Origin of the sequence: Mycolicibacterium brisbanense (genome assembly GCF_001570425.1) — a bacterium.
Taxonomy (GTDB): Bacteria; Actinomycetota; Actinomycetes; order Mycobacteriales; family Mycobacteriaceae; genus Mycobacterium; species Mycobacterium brisbanense.
On record NZ_BCSX01000051.1, the window covers coordinates 177,009 to 193,604 of the forward strand.

Here is a 16,596-nt window from a genome sequence, read left to right on the forward strand (position 1 = left end):
GTTTACAGTGGGATGGTGTCCGAACAGCAGCCGGTGACGCGTCGGCGGTTGACGCCCCGCGGGGCCGCCACCCGCGGCAGGATCGTGGCGGCGGCTGCGGAGCTGATGTACGTCAAAGGCGTTGCGGCAACGACCATCGACGAGGTGCTGGCGGCCAGCGCGGCCAGCAAGTCGCAGTTCTACCAGCATTTCGAGGACAAGTCGGAGCTGGTCTACGAGGTCATCACACTGCAGGCCGGTGAGGTGCTGTCCTGGCAGCGGCCGCGGTTGGAGAAGGTGGACACACTGCGCGGGCTGGACCTGTGGCGGGACGCCATGGTCCAACGCTGCACGCTGCGTCGCGGCCTGTGGGGCTGCGAGCTGGGCTCGCTGGCCGCGGAACTCTCGGACAGCGACGACCGCGCACGGGTGGCCTTGGCGCAACACTTCGCCCAGTGGCGTGACCTGATCGCCGATGCGCTGGGACGTATCCGCGACACCGGTGTGTTGCGCGCCGACATCGACACGACAGACTTGGCCACCGGCCTGCTGGCCGCTGTCGAGGGCGGCTACCTGCTATCGCAGACCGCGCACGACCCGCGCTTGATGCAGTCGGCGCTGAACGTCGCTATCGCCCACATCAAGTCGTATCAGACTGGGGCGCAAGCGCTTTAGTGTTTGCGCCGACCAGGCTCTTCGGTCGGCGCGGCGGGAGCCAACACGGTCGGGGTGAACAGGTTGCCACCGCCGGGGCTGATGCTCTTCTCGGTGGGCGCCACGCTCGGCGCCGCTGTCGTCGGCGTGGGCGCCGGCGTCGTGGTGGTGGTCGTGGTCGTGGTGGTCGGCGTGCTCGGAGCCTTCTCACCTGACGTGCTGCACGCAGCGGTGAGCCCGCCCAGGGTGACCAGCGCTGCCAGGCCTGCGGTTGCGGCGAGTCGGCGGGGGAATCGGCCTGTGGTCATCTCGAATGTCCTGTCTCTTGGCGAGCTCAACAAAACTGAACTTTATCGTCCAATTTGGGTATGGTCAACGCAGCTAGCTGCTGGTATGTGGATGATCACGCGAATGGGCGGACCTGGGAGTCCAAGCTGTGAGGATTCCAAGCAACTGTGCCACCAATTCCCAGAGTCTTGACAGCTATCCCACATAACCTCAGGCCCTCACTGTGAGACGGCTAGGAGGACGGGATGAAGAAGCTGGTTGGTATGGCTGCCATAGCAATCGGTACGTCGGCCATTCCGGTGGGAATCCTGGCGACCGGCGTGGCGTCAGCGGATGACTACGCGGGCAAGACGTACGCCGACGCGCAGTCGGCACTGTCCGATGCCGGGATGAAGGGCGTCATCGCCACCCGTTCCGGGGACACCCAACCCGACGACAAGTGTGTGGTGACCAGCTCGGAGAAGGCGCCGTGGATCAAGGGTGACAGCTTCGCGCCGGTCACCGACACCGTGCTGCTCAACCTGAACTGCAGCGCCAGCGTCGCCACGGCGACCCAGCCCGGTAACTCCGCGGCCAGTCCTGAGGGGCGGGCGGCGATCCAGGCGGCGCAGCAGCAGGCGGCGCAGGACCAGGCGCAGGCGGCTGAGGACACCACCAAGAAGCACTGATCGGCGCTGCCGGCCGTCGGCGGACGGCCGGAGTTTCACCGCCGATCGGCAGGCGAAATTCAGGTTTCTTTCAACACGGCCAGCAGCCGGCGGGCCGCGGCGACGCGATTCGCGGCGGGGCCCGACAGTTGGTCCAGCGCGCATTCGGGATCCGCGGGCGGCCCCATGTGCCCACAGCCGCGGGGACAGTCGGCGATGGTCTCGGCGAGATCGGAGAACGCGAGCAGCACGTCGTCGGGCTCGATGTGGGCCAGCCCGAACGAGCGGATACCCGGGGTGTCGATCACCCAGCCTTCGCCGTCCAGCGGCAACGCCACGGACTGGGTCGACGTGTGCTTACCCTTGCCGACACCCGACACCTCGCCGGTGGCGCGATCTGCCTCGGGCACAAGGCGATTGACCAACGTGGACTTGCCAACCCCGGAATGGCCGAGGAACACCGTCACCTGACCACCGAGCAGGGGAGCGACCGCGTCGAGCGGATCGTCGCGTCCGGCGTTGACGATGGTCAGATCCAGGTCGGCGAACTGGGCGGCGAACGGTTCCGGTGGCGCCAGGTCCGATTTGGTCAGGCACAGAATGGGTTTGAGTCCGCCGGCGTAAGCCGCGATGAGTGAGCGCTCGACGAAGCCGGTGCGCGGCGGCGGGTCGGCGAGCGCCACCACGATGAGCAGTTGATCGGCGTTGGCCACGACCACCCGCTCGGTGGGGTCGGTGTCATCGGCCGTGCGGCGCAACACCGTTCGACGCTCACCCCGCCGCACGATGCGGGCCAGGGTGTCGGGGCGGCCGGACAGATCGCCGACGACGTCCACGTCGTCGCCGACCACGATCGGAGTGCGCCCAAGTTCGCGCGCCCGCATGGCCGTGACGACGTGATCGGGGTCGCGCCCCAGCGCACAACCCCACCTGCCGCGGTCGACGGTGACCACCATCGCCGAGCGCGCGTCGGCATGCTCGGGCCTGGTCTTGGTGCGCGGGCGGGTGCCCCGACCCGGCCGGATGCGCACGTCGGATTCGTCGTAGTCCCGAAAATTGCCGCCCCGCGGGCTCAAATCAGTTGTTCCCCCCGTGAACCCGCCAACATGGCGGCCCACATCCCCGGGAAGTCCGGCAGGGTCTTCGCGGTGGTCTCGATGTTCTCCACCTCCACGCCTGGCACCCTCAACCCGATGATCGCGCCCGCGGTCGCCATCCGGTGATCGGCGTAGGACCGCCACACCCCGCCGTGCAGCGCACGCGCCGTGATGAGCAGGCCGTCCTCGGTCTCGGTGCATTCGCCGCCCAGCCCGTTGATCTCGGTGCTCAGTGCCGCGAGCCGGTCGGTTTCGTGGCCGCGCAGGTGGGCGATACCGCTGAGCCGCGAGACCGATCCCGCGGTGGCCAGCGCGGCCAGGGCGGCCACCGTCGGCGCCAGTTCACCGACGTCGTGCAGATCGGCCTCGAATCCGCCGTAGCTTTCGGCGCCACGGACTTCCAGACCCGAATCGCCTTGCCGCACAGTCGCATCCACCTTGGCGAGCAGGGCCAGGATGGTTTGGGCGGGCTGGATGCTGGCCTGCGGCCAACCGGCGATCCGGACCGTGCCGCCCGTCACCAGCGCGGCCGCCAGGAACGGCGTGGCGTTGGACAGGTCGGGCTCGATGCTCCAGGCGCGGGGCGCCACCGGGCCGGGCTCGACCCGCCACTGGTTGCTCACGCTGTCGTCCACCTTGACGCCGGCATCGCGCAGCATCGTCACCGTCATGGTCACATGAGGGGCCGAGGGCACCGATGTGCCCGTGTGCACGATGGTGAGGCCATCGGTGAACGCCGCACCCGACAGCAGCAGGCCGGATACGAACTGCGAAGAGCCGGACGCGTCGATGCGGACCGTGCCTCCGGTCACCGCACCGCGGCCGCGGACCACGAACGGCAGCCCGTCACCGTCGATGTCCACACCGAGCTCACGCAGTCCGTTCAGCAGCGGCGAGATCGGGCGGGCGCGGGCCTGCTCGTCGCCGTCGAAGGTCACGCTCGCGGTGCTCACGGCCGCCACGGGAGGGACGAATCGCAACACGGTGCCTGCCAGGCCGCAGTCGACGTGGGCGTTGTCGGCAGGAGAGATGCGCCCGCCGACGGTGAGGCTGGTGCCGTCACCCGCGCTGTCGTCCACGGTCACGCCGAGTGAGCGGATCGCGTCGATCATGAGATCGGTGTCGCGGCTGCGCAACGCACCGGTGATCGTCGACGGCCCCTGGGCGGTGGCCAGTGCGGCCAGCACCAGCGCCCGGTTGGTCAGCGACTTGGAGCCGGGGACCGTCACCGTGGCATCGATCGGGCTCGTTGTCGCCGGGGCAGGCCAGTACGTCTGCTGCTCCTCACGTCCGCGTGTTTGCACAGCTACATCCTGCCTTGTCCGCGAGTTCTGCAACCATGGGCACCATGTGTGGACGTTTCGCAGTGACCACCGATCCCGCGCTTCTCGCGCAGAAAATCCAGGCCCTCGACGAAACCGCGGCGAGCGCGGCGAGCTCCGGTGACAAAGACCTGGCGGGTCCCAACTACAACGTGGCGCCGACGACGATCATCAGCAGCGTGGTCAAGCGGCACACCGAACCCGACGACGAGTCGACACGCCGCGTGCGGTCCATGCGCTGGGGGCTGATACCGCCGTGGGTCAAGACGGCCGAGGACGGCAGCCCGGACAACAAGGGGCCGCTGCTGATCAACGCGCGCGCCGACAAGGTGACCAGCTCACCGGCGTTCCGTAACTCGGCCAAGAACAAGCGCTGCCTGATCCCGATGGACGGCTGGTACGAGTGGCGGCCCAACGCCGCCGAGGCCGGCAAGAAGGCGAGCAAGACTCCGTTCTACATGTACGGAGCCGACGGCGAGCCGTTGTTCATGGCAGGTCTGTGGTCGACGTGGCGCCCACACGGCGCACCCAAGGATGCCCCGCCACTACTGAGCTGCACCATCATCACCACCGACGCGGCCGGGCCACTGGCCGAGATTCACGACCGGATGCCGCTGTCCATCAGCCAATCCGATTGGGATCGCTGGTTGGACCCGGACGCCCCGATCGACGAAGGCTTGCTGCGCGGCCACGGCGACCTGGACCGGATCGCCATCCGTGAGGTGTCACGGCTGGTCAACAGCGTGCGCAACAACGGCCCCGAGCTCATCGAGCCCGCCAAGCCCGAACCGGAAGAGGCGGGGCTGTTTTGACCGGGCCGGACGATCCGGGCCCGCTCGAACCCGCCGTGGTCGATGCCATCGGTGCCGATCTGCGCGAGGCCGGCTACACCATCGACGGGGTCGCCGAACTGCTGGGCGAGCAGGCCAACGCGGCGCTCGGGCGTGGCGTGTGGTGGCCAGTGCTGCGGGCGACGCGCGCCGCTCCCGCCGGGCGGCAACGGCTCGCGGTGCTCATCCGGTTGTTCTTGCTGGGTGCCGAGGAACCGCACGAGCAGGTGCAGGCGGCCCTGCCGTCGACCCCGTTGGCGACACTGGCCGCCAACGGCGTGCTGGAGATGTCCGGCGGCATGGTCCGCGCGGCGCTCGACATCCGCCCGCACAGTGACGGCGTGCGTGAGTTCTACGTGGTGTCCGATCAGGACGCGGCTCTGCGCAGTGGACCGTTGCGCCACGACCATGTGCTCGGCATCGGCGCCGCGTCCATGTCGCTGGCCCGAGCCGTCGTTCGCACGCCGGTGGGCCGGGCGCTGGACCTGGGCACCGGCTGCGGCATCCAGGCGCTGCATCTCGACGCGCATTGTGCCCAGATCGTGGCCACCGATACGAACAACCGGGCGCTCGCACTCGCGGCGGCCACCGCCCGGCTCAACGGCATGTCGTGGGATCTGCGTGCCGGCAGCCTGTTCGAGCCCGTGGCCGGCGAGCGGTTCGACCTGATCGTCTCCAATCCTCCGTTCGTGGTGGGCTCCGGCGCCCGCGACTACATCTATCGTGACTCGGGGGTCGCCGGAGATGCCCTGTGCCAGAGCATCATCGAGCAGATCCCCGATCATCTGAATCCGGGCGGAACAGCTCACATCATGGCCAATTGGATTGTGCGCGACGACGACTGGCGCGACCGGGTCCGCGGTTGGCTGGCCGGCACAGGGCTGCATGCCTGGGTGGTGCAGCGTGAGCTGGCCGACCCCGTCAGCTACGTGTCGCTGTGGCTCTCCGACGCGGGTGAGACGCCGGAGCAGGCGGCCCAGCGCGGTGGTCCGTGGCTGGATTGGTTTGCCCAGCAAGGCATTACGGGTGTCGGCATGGGCATGATCGCGCTGCGCAAGCCGTACGGCGACGAGGCCCCCGAGCAGATTCTGGAAGAGATCACCGGCGCCGACGAAGCCGTGACGGGTCCAGAAGTGGACGCGTTCTTCGCCCGTCGGGCGTATCTGCGCAGCACCGATGACGACGCACTGCTGGGCGCGCGGCTCTCGACGGCGCCGGTGTTCCTGGAGGAACAGTTCCTACCCGGCCCCGACGGCTGGCAGTCGCTCGGAGCTGCGGTGCGCCGCCCCGGCGGCCCCGGCGCGATCATCGGTGTGGACGAGGTGCTGCGGGCGCTGATGGCCGGCTGCCGCGGTGAGGTCCCGCTCGGAACCCTCATCGCACTGCTCGCTGCGCATCACGGTGTCGATGCCGGCGCGCTGGCGCGCGCCGCGTTGCCCGAGGTCCGCGAGGCGATCGGGCGCGGCATCCTCTACCAGGCGCAATGAGGCCAGTTCGCCCGTCGAGTGCGCTGGGCTTGGCCCCGCCGATCGGATGGCGCACACCCATCGCGACGTGACCGAGGATTTCTCGGTACTGATAGAGTTTTTCTCGTGGTTGGGTCTGACGCCGCACGGCCGGACGCCCGCAGCCGGCTGTTGGCGGTGGCGCGGCGGCGGTTCGCCGCCGACGGGGCGCTCGGCCCGACGCTCGACGAGGTGCGCCGTGAGGCGCAGGTCAGCGTCGGCGCCCTCTACCACCACTTCCCGGACAAACCCGCGCTCGCGGCGGCGGTGTACGCACAGGTGATGGCCGAATACCAGGCCGCATTCCTTGCCGCGCTGCGGGAGCACGACAGCGCTGAGCAGGGAATCCGCGGGGGCGTCCGGCAGCATCTGGAATGGGTTGCCGCACACCGTGGCGAGGTGCGCCTGCTGCTGGGCGACCGGCTGGACAGTGCCGAACTGCAGGAGGCCAACCGAGGCTTCTTCGCTGCGATCCGCGACTGGTGGCGTCCCCACCATACGTACGGAGCGCTGGTGGCCATGCAGCCGGGAGTGACTGCCGCGTTGTGGCTGGGCCCCGCTCAGGAATATGCCCGTCACTGGATCACCGGCGAGGAAGCCGAGATCGAGGCCGGGATCATCGAGACGTTCGCTGATGCGGCGTGGGCCGCGTTGCGCGCCAAGCAGATCGAGGAGGATGCCCAATGAGTCTGTACCGGGACATGATTGCTGACGGCGATGCGGCAGACGCGCCACAGCGGGTGCGTGTAGAGCGCCGCGACGACCGCGCGGTGGTCATCCTCGACGAGCCGGACAGGCTCAACGTGCTGTCGGCCCCGCTGGTCCGGCAGCTGCGGCGAGTGCTGGAAGAACTGGTGTCCGACAACGATATTCGATCGGTCGTGCTGACCGGCACCGATCCGGGCTTCAGCGCAGGTGGCGACCTGCGGATGATGCGCACGGCCGTGCAACGCCAGGACGAGCCCGAGGGCACCGCGGACGTCTGGCGGTGGATCCGTCGGGAATTCGGTGGCATCGCACGACTCATCGCCGGATCCGACACGATCTTCGTGGCCGCCATCAACGGTCCGGCAGCCGGCGTCGGGCTGGCCTGGGCGCTGACCTGCGACCTGGCCATCGCCAGCGAGCGGGCCGTGATAGTGCCCGCCTTCGGCCGCCTCGGCCTGATCCCGGAGGTGGGCACCAGCTGGGCGTTGACGCGTCGGCTCGGGTATCAGGGGGCGCTCGCCTATTACCTGCGGGGCGATCACATCGACGCGCAGACGGCGCAACGCCTCGGGCTCGTGCACGAGGTCGTTCCGCACGACCAGCTGCTCACCGTGGCCGACCAATGGTGTTCGCGCGTCGCGGCATTGCCGCCGCATGCGGTCTCGATGACCAAGCCGCTGCTGCGGACCGCCGCCGACGCCGGCTGGAACGATGCCCTGACGCTGGAGGAGTTCGCCGAACCGACGTGCTTCACCACAGGCGCGTTCGCCGACAGCGTCGAAACCCTGCTGTCGGGCGGTACCCGGTCGGACTAGCCGCGCCGCTCGGCGGCCAGGGAACTAGCTGCGGCGAGCCGTGGCGATCAGGTATGGGCTGTCGAACACCACGTGACCGGTGTCCTCGACATGGCGGCCGAATGCCGATTCGAACGCGCCGAGCAACGCGGCGCGCTGTGCGTCGTCCAGCCGGCCCAGCATGTTGACGTGCATCGGTGATTCGTTGGTCAGAAAAGCCATTGCCGCGGACAGCGATTCGAACAGCCAGGTGTGGCTTCCGGTGCCGATCGTGATGTCCTCGAAACCCTCCGAGAGCCGGGCCCGCAGCACGTCGGACCGGCCCCACTGGTCGGGGGAGTGGCCCGATGCCGGTGGCGGGCCCAGAGTCTCGACGATCGGAGTGAAGAACGGGCTGTCGGCATCGGGGATCCACGACGAGAACCCGAGAATGCCGCCGGGCCGCAGCAGCCGTGACACCTCGGCGACCAGGCTGTCGGGCTCGACGAAGATGATGCCCATGTTCGACACCGCTGCGTCGAATTCGCCTGTGGCCAAACCAGTGTGCGCCGCGTCGCCGACCACCCAGCGGACGGCGTCGGCGCCGGGCTTGCCCTGTGCGATCGCGACCAGTTCGGCGGTGAGGTCCACGGCGGTGACCTGAGCCCCCAGGGCGGCTGCCGCGAGCGCTGCACTGCCGGTGCCGCAGGCCAGATCGACCACCGTGGCGTTTCCCAGCGGGTGCCTGCGATCGACGGCGGCCACCACTTGGCTGGCGATGCCCGCAATGCGTTCGCCGACAGCTTCGTAGCGGCCTGCCGCCCAATCAGTGGAAGTGGAGTCTGACATGACCCGAGCGTAGATGGCCGTAGGGTATTCGCCAGTGAGCGATCATGGCTGGACGTAGCCCGGCGGGTTGGGAGTGTCGACCCACAGGTCCACGCCGAGATCCGAGCCGGGAACGCAGTCGTACACGGACAGGTCGGTGACGCCGTTGGCGAGCAGCACGTCTTCACACAGCAGGCTCTGGCCGGTGTATTCGCGGGCGTCCTGGGTGAAGATGGTGTAGGCGGCGTCGGCGTAGACCGAGGGTTTGCGGGCCCGGGCCATCGCCTCGTCACCGCCGAGCAGGTTCTGCACCGCGGCGGTGGCCACCAGGGTGCGCGGCCACAGCGTGTTCGACGCGATGCCGGCTTCGCGCATCTCTTCGGCAATACCCAACGCGCACAGGGTCATCCCGAACTTGGCCATCATGTAGGCGGTGGGCTTGAGCCACTCGGACTCCAGGCGGATGGGCGGGGAGAGGGTGAGGATGTGCGGGTTCTCCCGACCCTTCATGTGCGGGATGCACGCTTGCGACACGGCGTAGGTGCCGCGGATCTGGATGCCGTTCATCAGGTCGAAGCGCTTGAGCGGCACCTCTTCGATGGAGCCGAGGTTGATGGCCGAGGCGTTGTTGACACACAGGTCGATACCGCCGAACTGCTCGACGGCGGCGGCGACCGCGGCGGCCACCGAGTCACCGTCGCGCACATCGCCGACGATCGGCAGGGCTTGGCCACCGGCCTCCTCGATCTCCTTGGCCGCGGTGTAGATGGTGCCTTCGAGCTTGGGGTGTGGTTCGGCGGTCTTGGCGACCAGCGCGATATTGGCACCGTCGGCCGCAGCCTTCTTGGCGATTGCCAGGCCGATGCCGCGGCTGGCGCCGGAGATGAACATGGTTTTTCCAGACAACGAGGTGTGTGCCATGGGGCCACGATATGCGCCGGGTGGTCCCCGGCGGTCACACTTGCCGATCAGCGGTGAGCCCGTGCAGCGCGGCCAGCACGTTGCCGATCACCGCCGAATCGTTGCCGGCCAGTCGCGCGGCCACCAGATCGACGCCGAGAGTATCGGGGCCCAGCGGCACGTAGGTGACTCCGGCGATGTCCAGCGCGGCGGTGGGGGCGGGCACGATCGCGACTCCGAGACCGGCCGCGACCAGCGTGATCAGGGTCGAGGTCTCGGAGACCTCCTGGCGGATGGTGGGGGTGTAGCCGGCCTCGGCGCACACCGTGGCGACCAGGCTGCTCATCACCGACCTGCCGTGCCCCACGTGGCCGACGAAGGTGTCGTTGCGAAGGTCGCCGACGGCTAGTTCGTCGCGCCCGGCCAGCGGATGATCGGCGGGCAGGGCGACCAGCAGTCGGTCACGGCGCACGGTCTCGGTAATCAGGCCATCGCCGTCCACGGGTGGGCGGAGTAGCGCCAGGTCAATGTCGCCGGCCCGCAGGGCGCTCAGCTGGGCGGGGGCGAGCATCTCGCCGCGCACGCTGACCTCGACACCGGGCACAGACTCGCCCAGTGTGCGTACCAGGCGGGGGAGCAGGGAGTAGGTGGCGGAGCCGACGCACCCGATCGTCACCCGGCCCTCGACTCCGGCGGCGATGCGCCGGGCCTGGGTTCCGGCCTCGTCGACAGCGTCGAGGATCTCGACTGTGCGGTGCAGATATGCCCGCCCGGCGGGGGTGAGCTCGACGATGCGGGTGGTGCGGGTCAGCAGCGGGACACCGAGCTCGCGTTCGAGCTGACGGATCTGCTGCGACAGCGGCGGCTGGGCGATGTGCAGGCGTTCGGCAGCCCGCCCGAAGTGCAGCTCCTCGCCGACGGCGCGGAAGTACCGGAGGTGACGCAACTCCACAGATTAGGAGGCTACAGATATTAATAGTGCAAATCTAGGTATTTCAGAATATGTGTGCAGGTGCCTACCGTCGAAGTATGAGTTCCGCGACCGATGTGGTGATCTGCAATCCCGTCCGCACGCCGGTGGGCCGCATGGGCGGCGCGCTGGCGGCGCTCACGGCCGCTGATCTGGCCACCCTGACGCTGCGGGAACTCGCCGCCCGCGCCGGGCTCCGCGAGAACGACGTCGACGACGTCGTCCTCGGCAACGGTTACGCGAACGGCGAGGCGCCTGCCATCGGGCGGATCGCCGCACTGGACGCCGGACTGGGCACCGGGGTTCCCGGTCTGCAGATCGACCGGCGCTGCGGTTCGGGCTTGCAGGCCGTTCTCTACGCCGCGGGCCAGGTGGCCACCGGCGCAGGCCGTCTGGTGGTGGCCGGTGGCGCCGAGTCCATGTCCAACGTCGAGCACTATGCCCTGGGGTTGCGCACCGGCGTCCGCCAGGGCGGCATCGAACTGCGCGACCGCCTCGACCGTGCCCGTGAAACAGCCGGTGGCACAAGCCACCCGATCGCAGGGGGAATGATCGAGACCGCGGAGAACCTGCGCCGTGAATACCGCATCACCCGCGAAGACCAAGACGAGCTCGCGGTCCGCTCGCATCACCGCGCGGTGGCCGCCCACGACGCAGGCCGGTTCGCCGACGAACTCGTCGCCGTCACCGTCCCGGGTCGACGCGGCAGGCCCGACACCGTCGTCGACCGCGACGAGCACCCACGCGCCGATATCAGTGTGGAGAGCCTCTCGGCGCTGCGCGCGATCCGCGGCAAGCTCGACGCCGACGCGACCGTGACCGCAGGCAACGCCTCGGGTCAGAACGACGGGGCCGCCATGCTCCTGGTCACCACCCGCGCCGAGGCCGAAAAGCGCGGTCTGACACCGCTGTTGGCGTTGCGTGCCTGGGCGGTCACCGGCTGCGCCCCCGAAACGATGGGCATCGGGCCGGTCGCCGCCACCGCCGCGGCGCTGGATCGAGCCGGCCTCACCCTCGACGACATCGACCTCATCGAACTCAACGAGGCCTTCGCCGCGCAGGTGCTCGCCGTACTGGCCGAATGGAAGGTCGACCCGCTCGATGACCGGCTCAACCCGAACGGATCGGGCATCTCACTCGGGCACCCGATCGGCGCCACCGGTGCCCGGATCCTGGCCACTGCGGCATATGAGGCCCATCGGCGCGACGCGCGGTACATGCTGGAGGCCATGTGCATCGGTGGTGGACAGGGCCTGGCGGCGGTGTTCGAGGTGACCAAATGAGTGCCGTCGAGGTTCACGCGGTGGTGACGGGCTCCGGGCCCGCGGTGGTGTTGTCGAACTCGCTGGGCTCGACCCACCGCATGTGGGATGCCCAAATCGCGGACCTGGAACGGCATTTCACCGTGGTGCGGTACGACACCCGCGGGCACGGCGCATCGCCGGTGCCCGATGGTCCGTACACCATCGACGATCTGGCCGACGACGTGATCGCCCTGCTGGACCGGCTCGCAATCGCACGCGCGCACATCGTCGGCCTGTCACTGGGAGGCATGACCGCCATGCGGTTGGCGGCCCGCAATCCCGAGCGCGTCGCGCGAATGGTGTTGTTGTGCACCGGTGCTCAGTTGCCACCGGCCCAGGCCTGGACCGACCGCGCGGCAACCGTGCGAGCCGAGGGCAGCCAGGCCGTCGCGGCGGCCGTGGTGGACCGCTGGTTCAGCCCCGGCTACCCCGGCGACCGCGCGCCCTGGGAGGCGATGGTCGCTGCCACGCCTGCCGAGGGCTACGCCGGATGCTGTGAGGCCATCGCGCAACTCGATCTGCGCCAAGAACTTTCGACGATCACCGCGCCGACGCTGGCCATTGCGGGCGCCGACGACCCGGCCACCCCGCCGGCCAAGCTCGAAGAGATCACCGACGCAGTTGCCGACGCGAAACTGCTCGTGGTCGAGCACGCGGCCCACCTGGCCAACGCCGAACAACCCGGCACCATCACCCCCGCCCTCATCGCACATCTGGAGCAGTCATGACGCTGAACAAAGTGGTCGGCTCGGCCGCCGAGGCGGTCGCCGACATCCCCGACGGCGCCAGCCTGGCTGTCGGCGGATTCGGCCTCGCCGGTATCCCGTGGTTTCTCATCGAGGCGCTGCTGCAGCAGGGCGCCGGGGACCTGACCATCGTGTCCAACAACTGCGGTGTCGACGGCGCCGGGCTGGGCCTGCTGCTGGAGGCCCGCCGGATCAGCCGCGTCATCGCCTCCTACGTAGGGGAGAACAAGGAGTTCGCCCGTCAATACCTGGCCGGTGAACTCACCGTCGAACTCACCCCGCAGGGCACGCTCGCCGAGCGAATGCGCGCCGGCGGCAGCGGTATCGGCGCGTTCTTCACGCCCACGGGCGTCGGCACGATGGTCGCCGACGGTGGCCTGCCGTGGCGCTACCACACCGACGGCACCGTGGCGCTGGCCTCACCGCCCAAAGAGGTCCGCACCTTCGGCGGCACCGAGATGGTGCTCGAAGAAGGCATCGTCACCGATTACGCACTGATCCGCGCGGCCGTCGTGGACAAGGCAGGCAACTGCAAATTCCACGCCGCCGCACGCAACTTCAACCCGCCCGCCGCGATGTCGGGACGCGTCACCGTGGTCGAGGCCGAGCGCGTCGTCGAGGTTGGCGAACTGCACCCCGACGAGGTGCACCTGCCCGGGATCTTCGTCAAGCGGATCGTCGAGCTGACTCCGGAACAGGCCGCCCACAAGGACATCGAAAAGCGCACCACCCGCACCCGAGGAGCCGAGCGATGAGCTGGAACCACGACCAGATGGCCGCCCGGGCCGCCCTTGAGCTGCGCGACGGGGACTATGTGAACCTGGGCATCGGTCTACCGACCCTGATCCCGGACCATCTGCCCGACGGCTCCGACGTCACGCTGCACGCCGAGAACGGCATCCTGGGCGTCGGGCCGTTCCCGTACGACGACGAGGTCGACCCCGACCTGATCAATGCAGGCAAGCAGACCGTGTCGGTGGTGGCGGGGGCGTCGTACTTCGACTCGGCGACGAGTTTCGCGATGATCCGCGGCGGCCACGTCGACGTCGCGGTGCTCGGCGGTATGCAGGTGGCAGGCAACGGCGACCTGGCCAACTGGATGGTGCCCGGCGCGATGGTCAAGGGCATGGGTGGGGCGATGGATCTGGTCAACGGCGCCGGCCGGGTGATCGTGCTGATGGATCACGTCACCAAAAAGGGTGCGGCCAAGCTCGTTTCGGCCTGTGATCTGCCGCTGACCGGTAAGGCCGTGGTGAGCCGCGTGATCACCGACCTGGCGGTGCTCGACGTCACCGGCGACGGGTTCGCGGTCGTGGAACTGGCTCCCGGCGTCACCTTCGACGAGGTGGTCGAGAAAACGTCAGCACCCGTTACGGATCAGCGGCGCAGCGCGACGAGTTCGGCGCGCGAACGCACACCCAGCTTGGCGTAGATCCGGGTCAGGTGGTACTGCACCGTCTTCGGCGAGACGTAGAGCTCTGCTGCCACCTCCCGGTTCGAGAGACCTTGGGCGACAAGTGAACTCACCGCATCCTCCTGAGGGGTGAGCTCGACGCTGTCGCGGGAACCGCGCATCAGGTGCAGGCCGCCGGCCTTGAGTTCACGCTCGCAGCGCGTCACGTAGGTCTGCGCGCCCAGCGCCAGGTAGATATCGCGGGCCGTGCTGATGACGGCGTCGGCCTCACGGCGCTTGCCGGCCCGGCGCAGCGTCTGCCCGTAGGCGAAGTTCACCCGTGCGGTGTCGTACCGCAGCGGCAACCCGTCGAGCAGCTCCAGCGCCCGCTCGAACGCGGCCCGGGCTGCGGGCAGATCCCCACGCGCCCCGAGTAACCGGCCGCGCGCGTAGCCCAGCCGCGCCATCGCCGACCGGTGCCCGCGCTCGGCGGCACGGCGTTCGTGGGGCCGCAGAAACTCGTCGGCGGCGTCGAGGTCACCGCCGAGAACCATGGCGTTGGCCAGCATGTCCGGCCACGGCCAATAACCCGGTTCGGTCAGCGACGTGCCGGCTGCCATCGCCGCCAACGGCTCGAGCACGCGGCGCACCTTGGCGTAGTCCGCGTCGGCCTCGGCGACGTAGGCGCGGGCCAGCAGCACCGGGATCTTCATCATTTCGTAGTCCTGCGTGACGGCGTCGGCCGCGCGAAGAGACGCCTCGGCCGCGGTCCAATTGCCGCGCAGCGCCTGGATTTGCGTGGCCGTCCATTCCAGCAGCGGGGTCACGATGGTGATGCCGCTAGTCTGCGCCAGCGCTCGACCCGACTCGACACTGGCCAGCGCTTCGTCCCAGTCGCCGCACACGAATTGAACGCGGGCCAGCCACCCCAACGCCCACAGCGTGATTCGGGTCGACCCGCCCAACGCGGCCGTCGCGACGGCACTCTCCAGATTGCTGCGGGCCGTCTCGACATCGTCGCGGATGAACTGTAACCAGCCGCGCCCCATCGTCACCCGTTGCGCCTGGGCGCCGTGCGGCAGCCGCGCGGCCACCTCGTCGTAGGCCGCAGTCGCCTCCCGAGGATGTCCTGCGGCGGCCAGACCGAGTCCCCGGACCGCCGCCGATTCGATTCCGGCGGGCGAATCGGGATTGGCCAGCTGCAGGGCCGTGTCGGCCCAGTCGACGACCTCGTCGCCGCGGCACCGGACCAACGTGTGCAGCACGTACCGCTGTGCGATGAGCGCCGCGGTCTCGGGGTCACGGTCGACATTGACGATGTCCCACGCCCGGCGCAGTCGCACCTCGGCCTCGGTGGCGCGACCCCGCAGGATGGCCAGATACGCCAAAACCGCATTGCGCAAGGGTGTTTCGCGCAAACTCTCGACCGCGGGCACCAGCGCCGCCGCAGCGCCGCAATCGCCCGCCGCGACCAGCGCGTCTACCGCGAGCGTCAGCCGCTGCTCACGCAGCAGCGGGTCCGGCGTCAGCCGGCTGGCGTCGCGGAACAGCGCCGCCGCCGAAGCCCAGGATCCCTCCGCGCCGCGCTCGCGCGCCAAGCGGTCGACGTCGGCGGCCAGCTCGGCGTCGAGGGTGGGAGTGGCCGCCACCAGATGCTGCAACCGGGCCACCGGATCCCCGACGATATCGGCCGCGTGCCGGTGGGCCGCGCCGGCCGCGCGCACCCCCATGATGTCGAGCAGGGCCGCGCGGGTCATCGGATCTCGCAGCCGCGGCTCCAGCGGTGACACCCGGTCGAGCAGCCTGGCCGCGTCGTCGATGGCCCCGCGTGGATCGGTCAGTCCGGCCAGCTCGGAGGCCTCGCTGAGCGCGACACCGGCGTCGCGGACGGTTTCCAGGACGGCCAGGGCATCAACCAGCGCCCGGGCCTCGGGGCCGCAGCGGCTCAACATGTCCGCCACCTCGGCCGTCACATGCGCCGGCGCGGGCAACGACGCGTCGGGCCGCGCCCAGATCGACCCCGGCAGCTCGTCGAGCAGCGCGAGCACGTCACGGGGACTGCCCGCGGTGTGCTCGGTGAGCAGCTGCGCCATTGCCGGATGCAGGGCGTGGCCCCGTTCGGCGGCCAGCTCGGCGACCGCGTGCCGACTCAGCCCGTGCAGCCGGATCCGGTCGGCAGCCAGATCGGCAATCGGCTCTGGTGGGATGCCGGCGCAGGTGGCCACCACCACCAGTACGGGAAGCTCGCGCTGATGCCGCACGAGCGTGGAAATCGCTTGTAGGGACAGCGAATCGGAGTGTTCGACGTCATCGATGAGCAGCAGCGTGGGCTCCGGACCGCGCAGCAGGTCGACCAGATGCGCGGCGGCGTCAACGGGATCGTCGGGGAAGTCGTCCTGCAGCAGCTGGGCCAGGACGCCGCCCGGCAGATCCGACTCCCACGCCGCCGCGCCCGCCCACCTGGCCCCCTCGTGCCGGGCGGCCAGTTCCCTCAGTAACGCGGTCTTACCGATGCCCGGTCGCCCGAGCAGCGCGACCACCGCGGCGCCGCGGGTGGCGGTCGCTGCGAGCCGGGCCGACAGGTCGGCGAGATCCCCGTCCCGGCCGACGAAGCCGCTGGACCCTGCAGGCATCGTCACATGGTAGGTCGGG

Annotated in this window: 17 protein-coding genes; 10 read left to right on the forward strand and 7 right to left on the reverse strand. The window is 69.5% G+C overall.

The window, feature by feature from the left end; all coding sequences use genetic code 11:
* Window positions 1-15 precede the first annotated feature (15 nt).
* Complete coding sequence (locus tag RMCB_RS29690) at window positions 16-654, forward strand: TetR/AcrR family transcriptional regulator (RefSeq protein ID WP_234792284.1); 639 nt, start codon at window positions 16-18, stop codon at window positions 652-654.
* On the opposite strand, the gene RMCB_RS29695 is transcribed toward RMCB_RS29690, so the two are convergent.
* A complete protein-coding gene (locus tag RMCB_RS29695) occupies window positions 651-941 on the reverse strand; it encodes a hypothetical protein (protein WP_029373647.1) in 291 nt (96 codons plus the stop codon). The two genes, RMCB_RS29690 and RMCB_RS29695, sit on opposite strands and share 4 nt — an antisense overlap.
* A 225-nt stretch (window positions 942-1,166) precedes the next feature.
* On the opposite strand from RMCB_RS29695, the gene RMCB_RS29700 reads away from it, so the two are divergent.
* Window positions 1,167-1,589, forward strand: coding sequence for a PASTA domain-containing protein (locus RMCB_RS29700; protein WP_029373646.1), 423 nt, complete (start codon window positions 1,167-1,169; stop codon window positions 1,587-1,589).
* 59 nt (window positions 1,590-1,648) lie between these two features.
* On the opposite strand, the gene rsgA is transcribed toward RMCB_RS29700, so the two are convergent.
* Together rsgA and aroA are read right to left on the reverse strand one after the other, a co-directional pair.
* Window positions 1,649-2,644: a ribosome small subunit-dependent GTPase A gene (gene rsgA / locus RMCB_RS29705; protein ID WP_036426065.1), complete on the reverse strand. Its 996-nt coding sequence runs from the start codon at window positions 2,642-2,644 to the stop codon at window positions 1,649-1,651.
* Window positions 2,641-3,969, reverse strand: a complete 1,329-nt coding sequence (gene aroA, locus RMCB_RS29710) for a 3-phosphoshikimate 1-carboxyvinyltransferase (protein ID WP_062831605.1) — start codon at window positions 3,967-3,969, stop codon at window positions 2,641-2,643. The genes rsgA and aroA overlap by 4 nt, the downstream gene beginning before the upstream one ends.
* Window positions 3,970-4,013: 44 nt before the next feature.
* On the opposite strand from aroA, the gene RMCB_RS29715 reads away from it, so the two are divergent.
* The 4 genes from RMCB_RS29715 (at window position 4,014) to RMCB_RS29730 (ending at window position 7,845) form a co-directional block, all read left to right on the forward strand.
* Window positions 4,014-4,799, forward strand: coding sequence for an SOS response-associated peptidase (locus tag RMCB_RS29715; protein ID WP_201028367.1), 786 nt, complete (start codon window positions 4,014-4,016; stop codon window positions 4,797-4,799).
* The gene (locus tag RMCB_RS29720; protein WP_062831607.1) at window positions 4,796-6,304 is read left to right on the forward strand and encodes a DUF7059 domain-containing protein; all 1,509 of its coding nucleotides are present in this window, start codon (window positions 4,796-4,798) and stop codon (window positions 6,302-6,304) included. Before RMCB_RS29715 ends, RMCB_RS29720 begins: the two co-directional genes overlap by 4 nt.
* Window positions 6,305-6,409: 105 nt before the next feature.
* Window positions 6,410-7,009: a TetR/AcrR family transcriptional regulator gene (locus tag RMCB_RS29725; protein ID WP_062831608.1), complete on the forward strand. Its 600-nt coding sequence runs from the start codon at window positions 6,410-6,412 to the stop codon at window positions 7,007-7,009.
* Window positions 7,006-7,845, forward strand: a complete 840-nt coding sequence (locus tag RMCB_RS29730; RefSeq protein WP_062831609.1) for an enoyl-CoA hydratase/isomerase family protein — start codon at window positions 7,006-7,008, stop codon at window positions 7,843-7,845. Before RMCB_RS29725 ends, RMCB_RS29730 begins: the two co-directional genes overlap by 4 nt.
* Before the next feature lie 24 nt (window positions 7,846-7,869).
* On the opposite strand, the gene RMCB_RS29735 is transcribed toward RMCB_RS29730, so the two are convergent.
* Genes RMCB_RS29735 through RMCB_RS29745 form a run of 3 tightly spaced genes read right to left on the reverse strand, consistent with a single transcriptional unit; the run spans window position 7,870 to window position 10,483 of the window.
* The gene (locus RMCB_RS29735) at window positions 7,870-8,652 is read right to left on the reverse strand and encodes a class I SAM-dependent methyltransferase (RefSeq protein ID WP_062831610.1); all 783 of its coding nucleotides are present in this window, start codon (window positions 8,650-8,652) and stop codon (window positions 7,870-7,872) included.
* Window positions 8,653-8,694: 42 nt separating this feature from the next.
* Window positions 8,695-9,552: an SDR family oxidoreductase gene (locus RMCB_RS29740; RefSeq protein WP_072278571.1), complete on the reverse strand. Its 858-nt coding sequence runs from the start codon at window positions 9,550-9,552 to the stop codon at window positions 8,695-8,697.
* Window positions 9,553-9,586: 34 nt separating this feature from the next.
* The gene (locus tag RMCB_RS29745) at window positions 9,587-10,483 is read right to left on the reverse strand and encodes a LysR substrate-binding domain-containing protein (protein ID WP_062831611.1); all 897 of its coding nucleotides are present in this window, start codon (window positions 10,481-10,483) and stop codon (window positions 9,587-9,589) included.
* 77 nt (window positions 10,484-10,560) lie between these two features.
* On the opposite strand from RMCB_RS29745, the gene RMCB_RS29750 reads away from it, so the two are divergent.
* From RMCB_RS29750 to RMCB_RS29765, 4 genes are read left to right on the forward strand one after another with little or no spacing between them, the layout of a single operon-like run.
* The gene (locus RMCB_RS29750) at window positions 10,561-11,784 is read left to right on the forward strand and encodes an acetyl-CoA C-acetyltransferase (protein ID WP_234792286.1); all 1,224 of its coding nucleotides are present in this window, start codon (window positions 10,561-10,563) and stop codon (window positions 11,782-11,784) included.
* Complete coding sequence (gene pcaD / locus RMCB_RS29755) at window positions 11,781-12,533, forward strand: 3-oxoadipate enol-lactonase (RefSeq protein WP_062831613.1); 753 nt, start codon at window positions 11,781-11,783, stop codon at window positions 12,531-12,533. Before RMCB_RS29750 ends, pcaD begins: the two co-directional genes overlap by 4 nt.
* Window positions 12,530-13,306 carry a CoA transferase subunit A gene (locus RMCB_RS29760; protein WP_029373634.1) on the forward strand — a complete coding sequence of 259 codons (777 nt, stop codon included), beginning with the start codon at window positions 12,530-12,532 and terminating at the stop codon, window positions 13,304-13,306. The genes pcaD and RMCB_RS29760 overlap by 4 nt, the downstream gene beginning before the upstream one ends.
* The gene (locus RMCB_RS29765; RefSeq protein WP_029373633.1) at window positions 13,303-13,983 is read left to right on the forward strand and encodes a CoA transferase subunit B; all 681 of its coding nucleotides are present in this window, start codon (window positions 13,303-13,305) and stop codon (window positions 13,981-13,983) included. The genes RMCB_RS29760 and RMCB_RS29765 overlap by 4 nt, the downstream gene beginning before the upstream one ends.
* On the opposite strand, the gene RMCB_RS29770 is transcribed toward RMCB_RS29765, so the two are convergent.
* Window positions 13,929-16,577 (reverse strand): helix-turn-helix transcriptional regulator, encoded by a 2,649-nt coding sequence (locus tag RMCB_RS29770; protein ID WP_062831614.1) that lies wholly within the window; start codon window positions 16,575-16,577, stop codon window positions 13,929-13,931. The two genes, RMCB_RS29765 and RMCB_RS29770, sit on opposite strands and share 55 nt — an antisense overlap.
* Window positions 16,578-16,596 lie beyond the last annotated feature (19 nt).

Coding starts and splice junctions, on each gene's coding strand:
- RMCB_RS29740 (WP_072278571.1), bottom strand. CDS start 9,552: ATGGCACACACCTCGTTGTCTGGAAAAACCATGTTCATCTCCGGCGCC.
- RMCB_RS29765 (WP_029373633.1), top strand. CDS start 13,303: ATGAGCTGGAACCACGACCAGATGGCCGCCCGGGCCGCCCTTGAGCTG.
- RMCB_RS29730 (WP_062831609.1), top strand. CDS start 7,006: ATGAGTCTGTACCGGGACATGATTGCTGACGGCGATGCGGCAGACGCG.
- RMCB_RS29695 (WP_029373647.1), bottom strand. CDS start 941: ATGACCACAGGCCGATTCCCCCGCCGACTCGCCGCAACCGCAGGCCTG.
- pcaD (WP_062831613.1), top strand. CDS start 11,781: ATGAGTGCCGTCGAGGTTCACGCGGTGGTGACGGGCTCCGGGCCCGCG.
- RMCB_RS29750 (WP_234792286.1), top strand. CDS start 10,561: ATGAGTTCCGCGACCGATGTGGTGATCTGCAATCCCGTCCGCACGCCG.
- RMCB_RS29735 (WP_062831610.1), bottom strand. CDS start 8,652: ATGTCAGACTCCACTTCCACTGATTGGGCGGCAGGCCGCTACGAAGCT.
- RMCB_RS29770 (WP_062831614.1), bottom strand. CDS start 16,577: ATGCCTGCAGGGTCCAGCGGCTTCGTCGGCCGGGACGGGGATCTCGCC.
- RMCB_RS29700 (WP_029373646.1), top strand. CDS start 1,167: ATGAAGAAGCTGGTTGGTATGGCTGCCATAGCAATCGGTACGTCGGCC.
- RMCB_RS29760 (WP_029373634.1), top strand. CDS start 12,530: ATGACGCTGAACAAAGTGGTCGGCTCGGCCGCCGAGGCGGTCGCCGAC.
- RMCB_RS29715 (WP_201028367.1), top strand. CDS start 4,014: ATGTGTGGACGTTTCGCAGTGACCACCGATCCCGCGCTTCTCGCGCAG.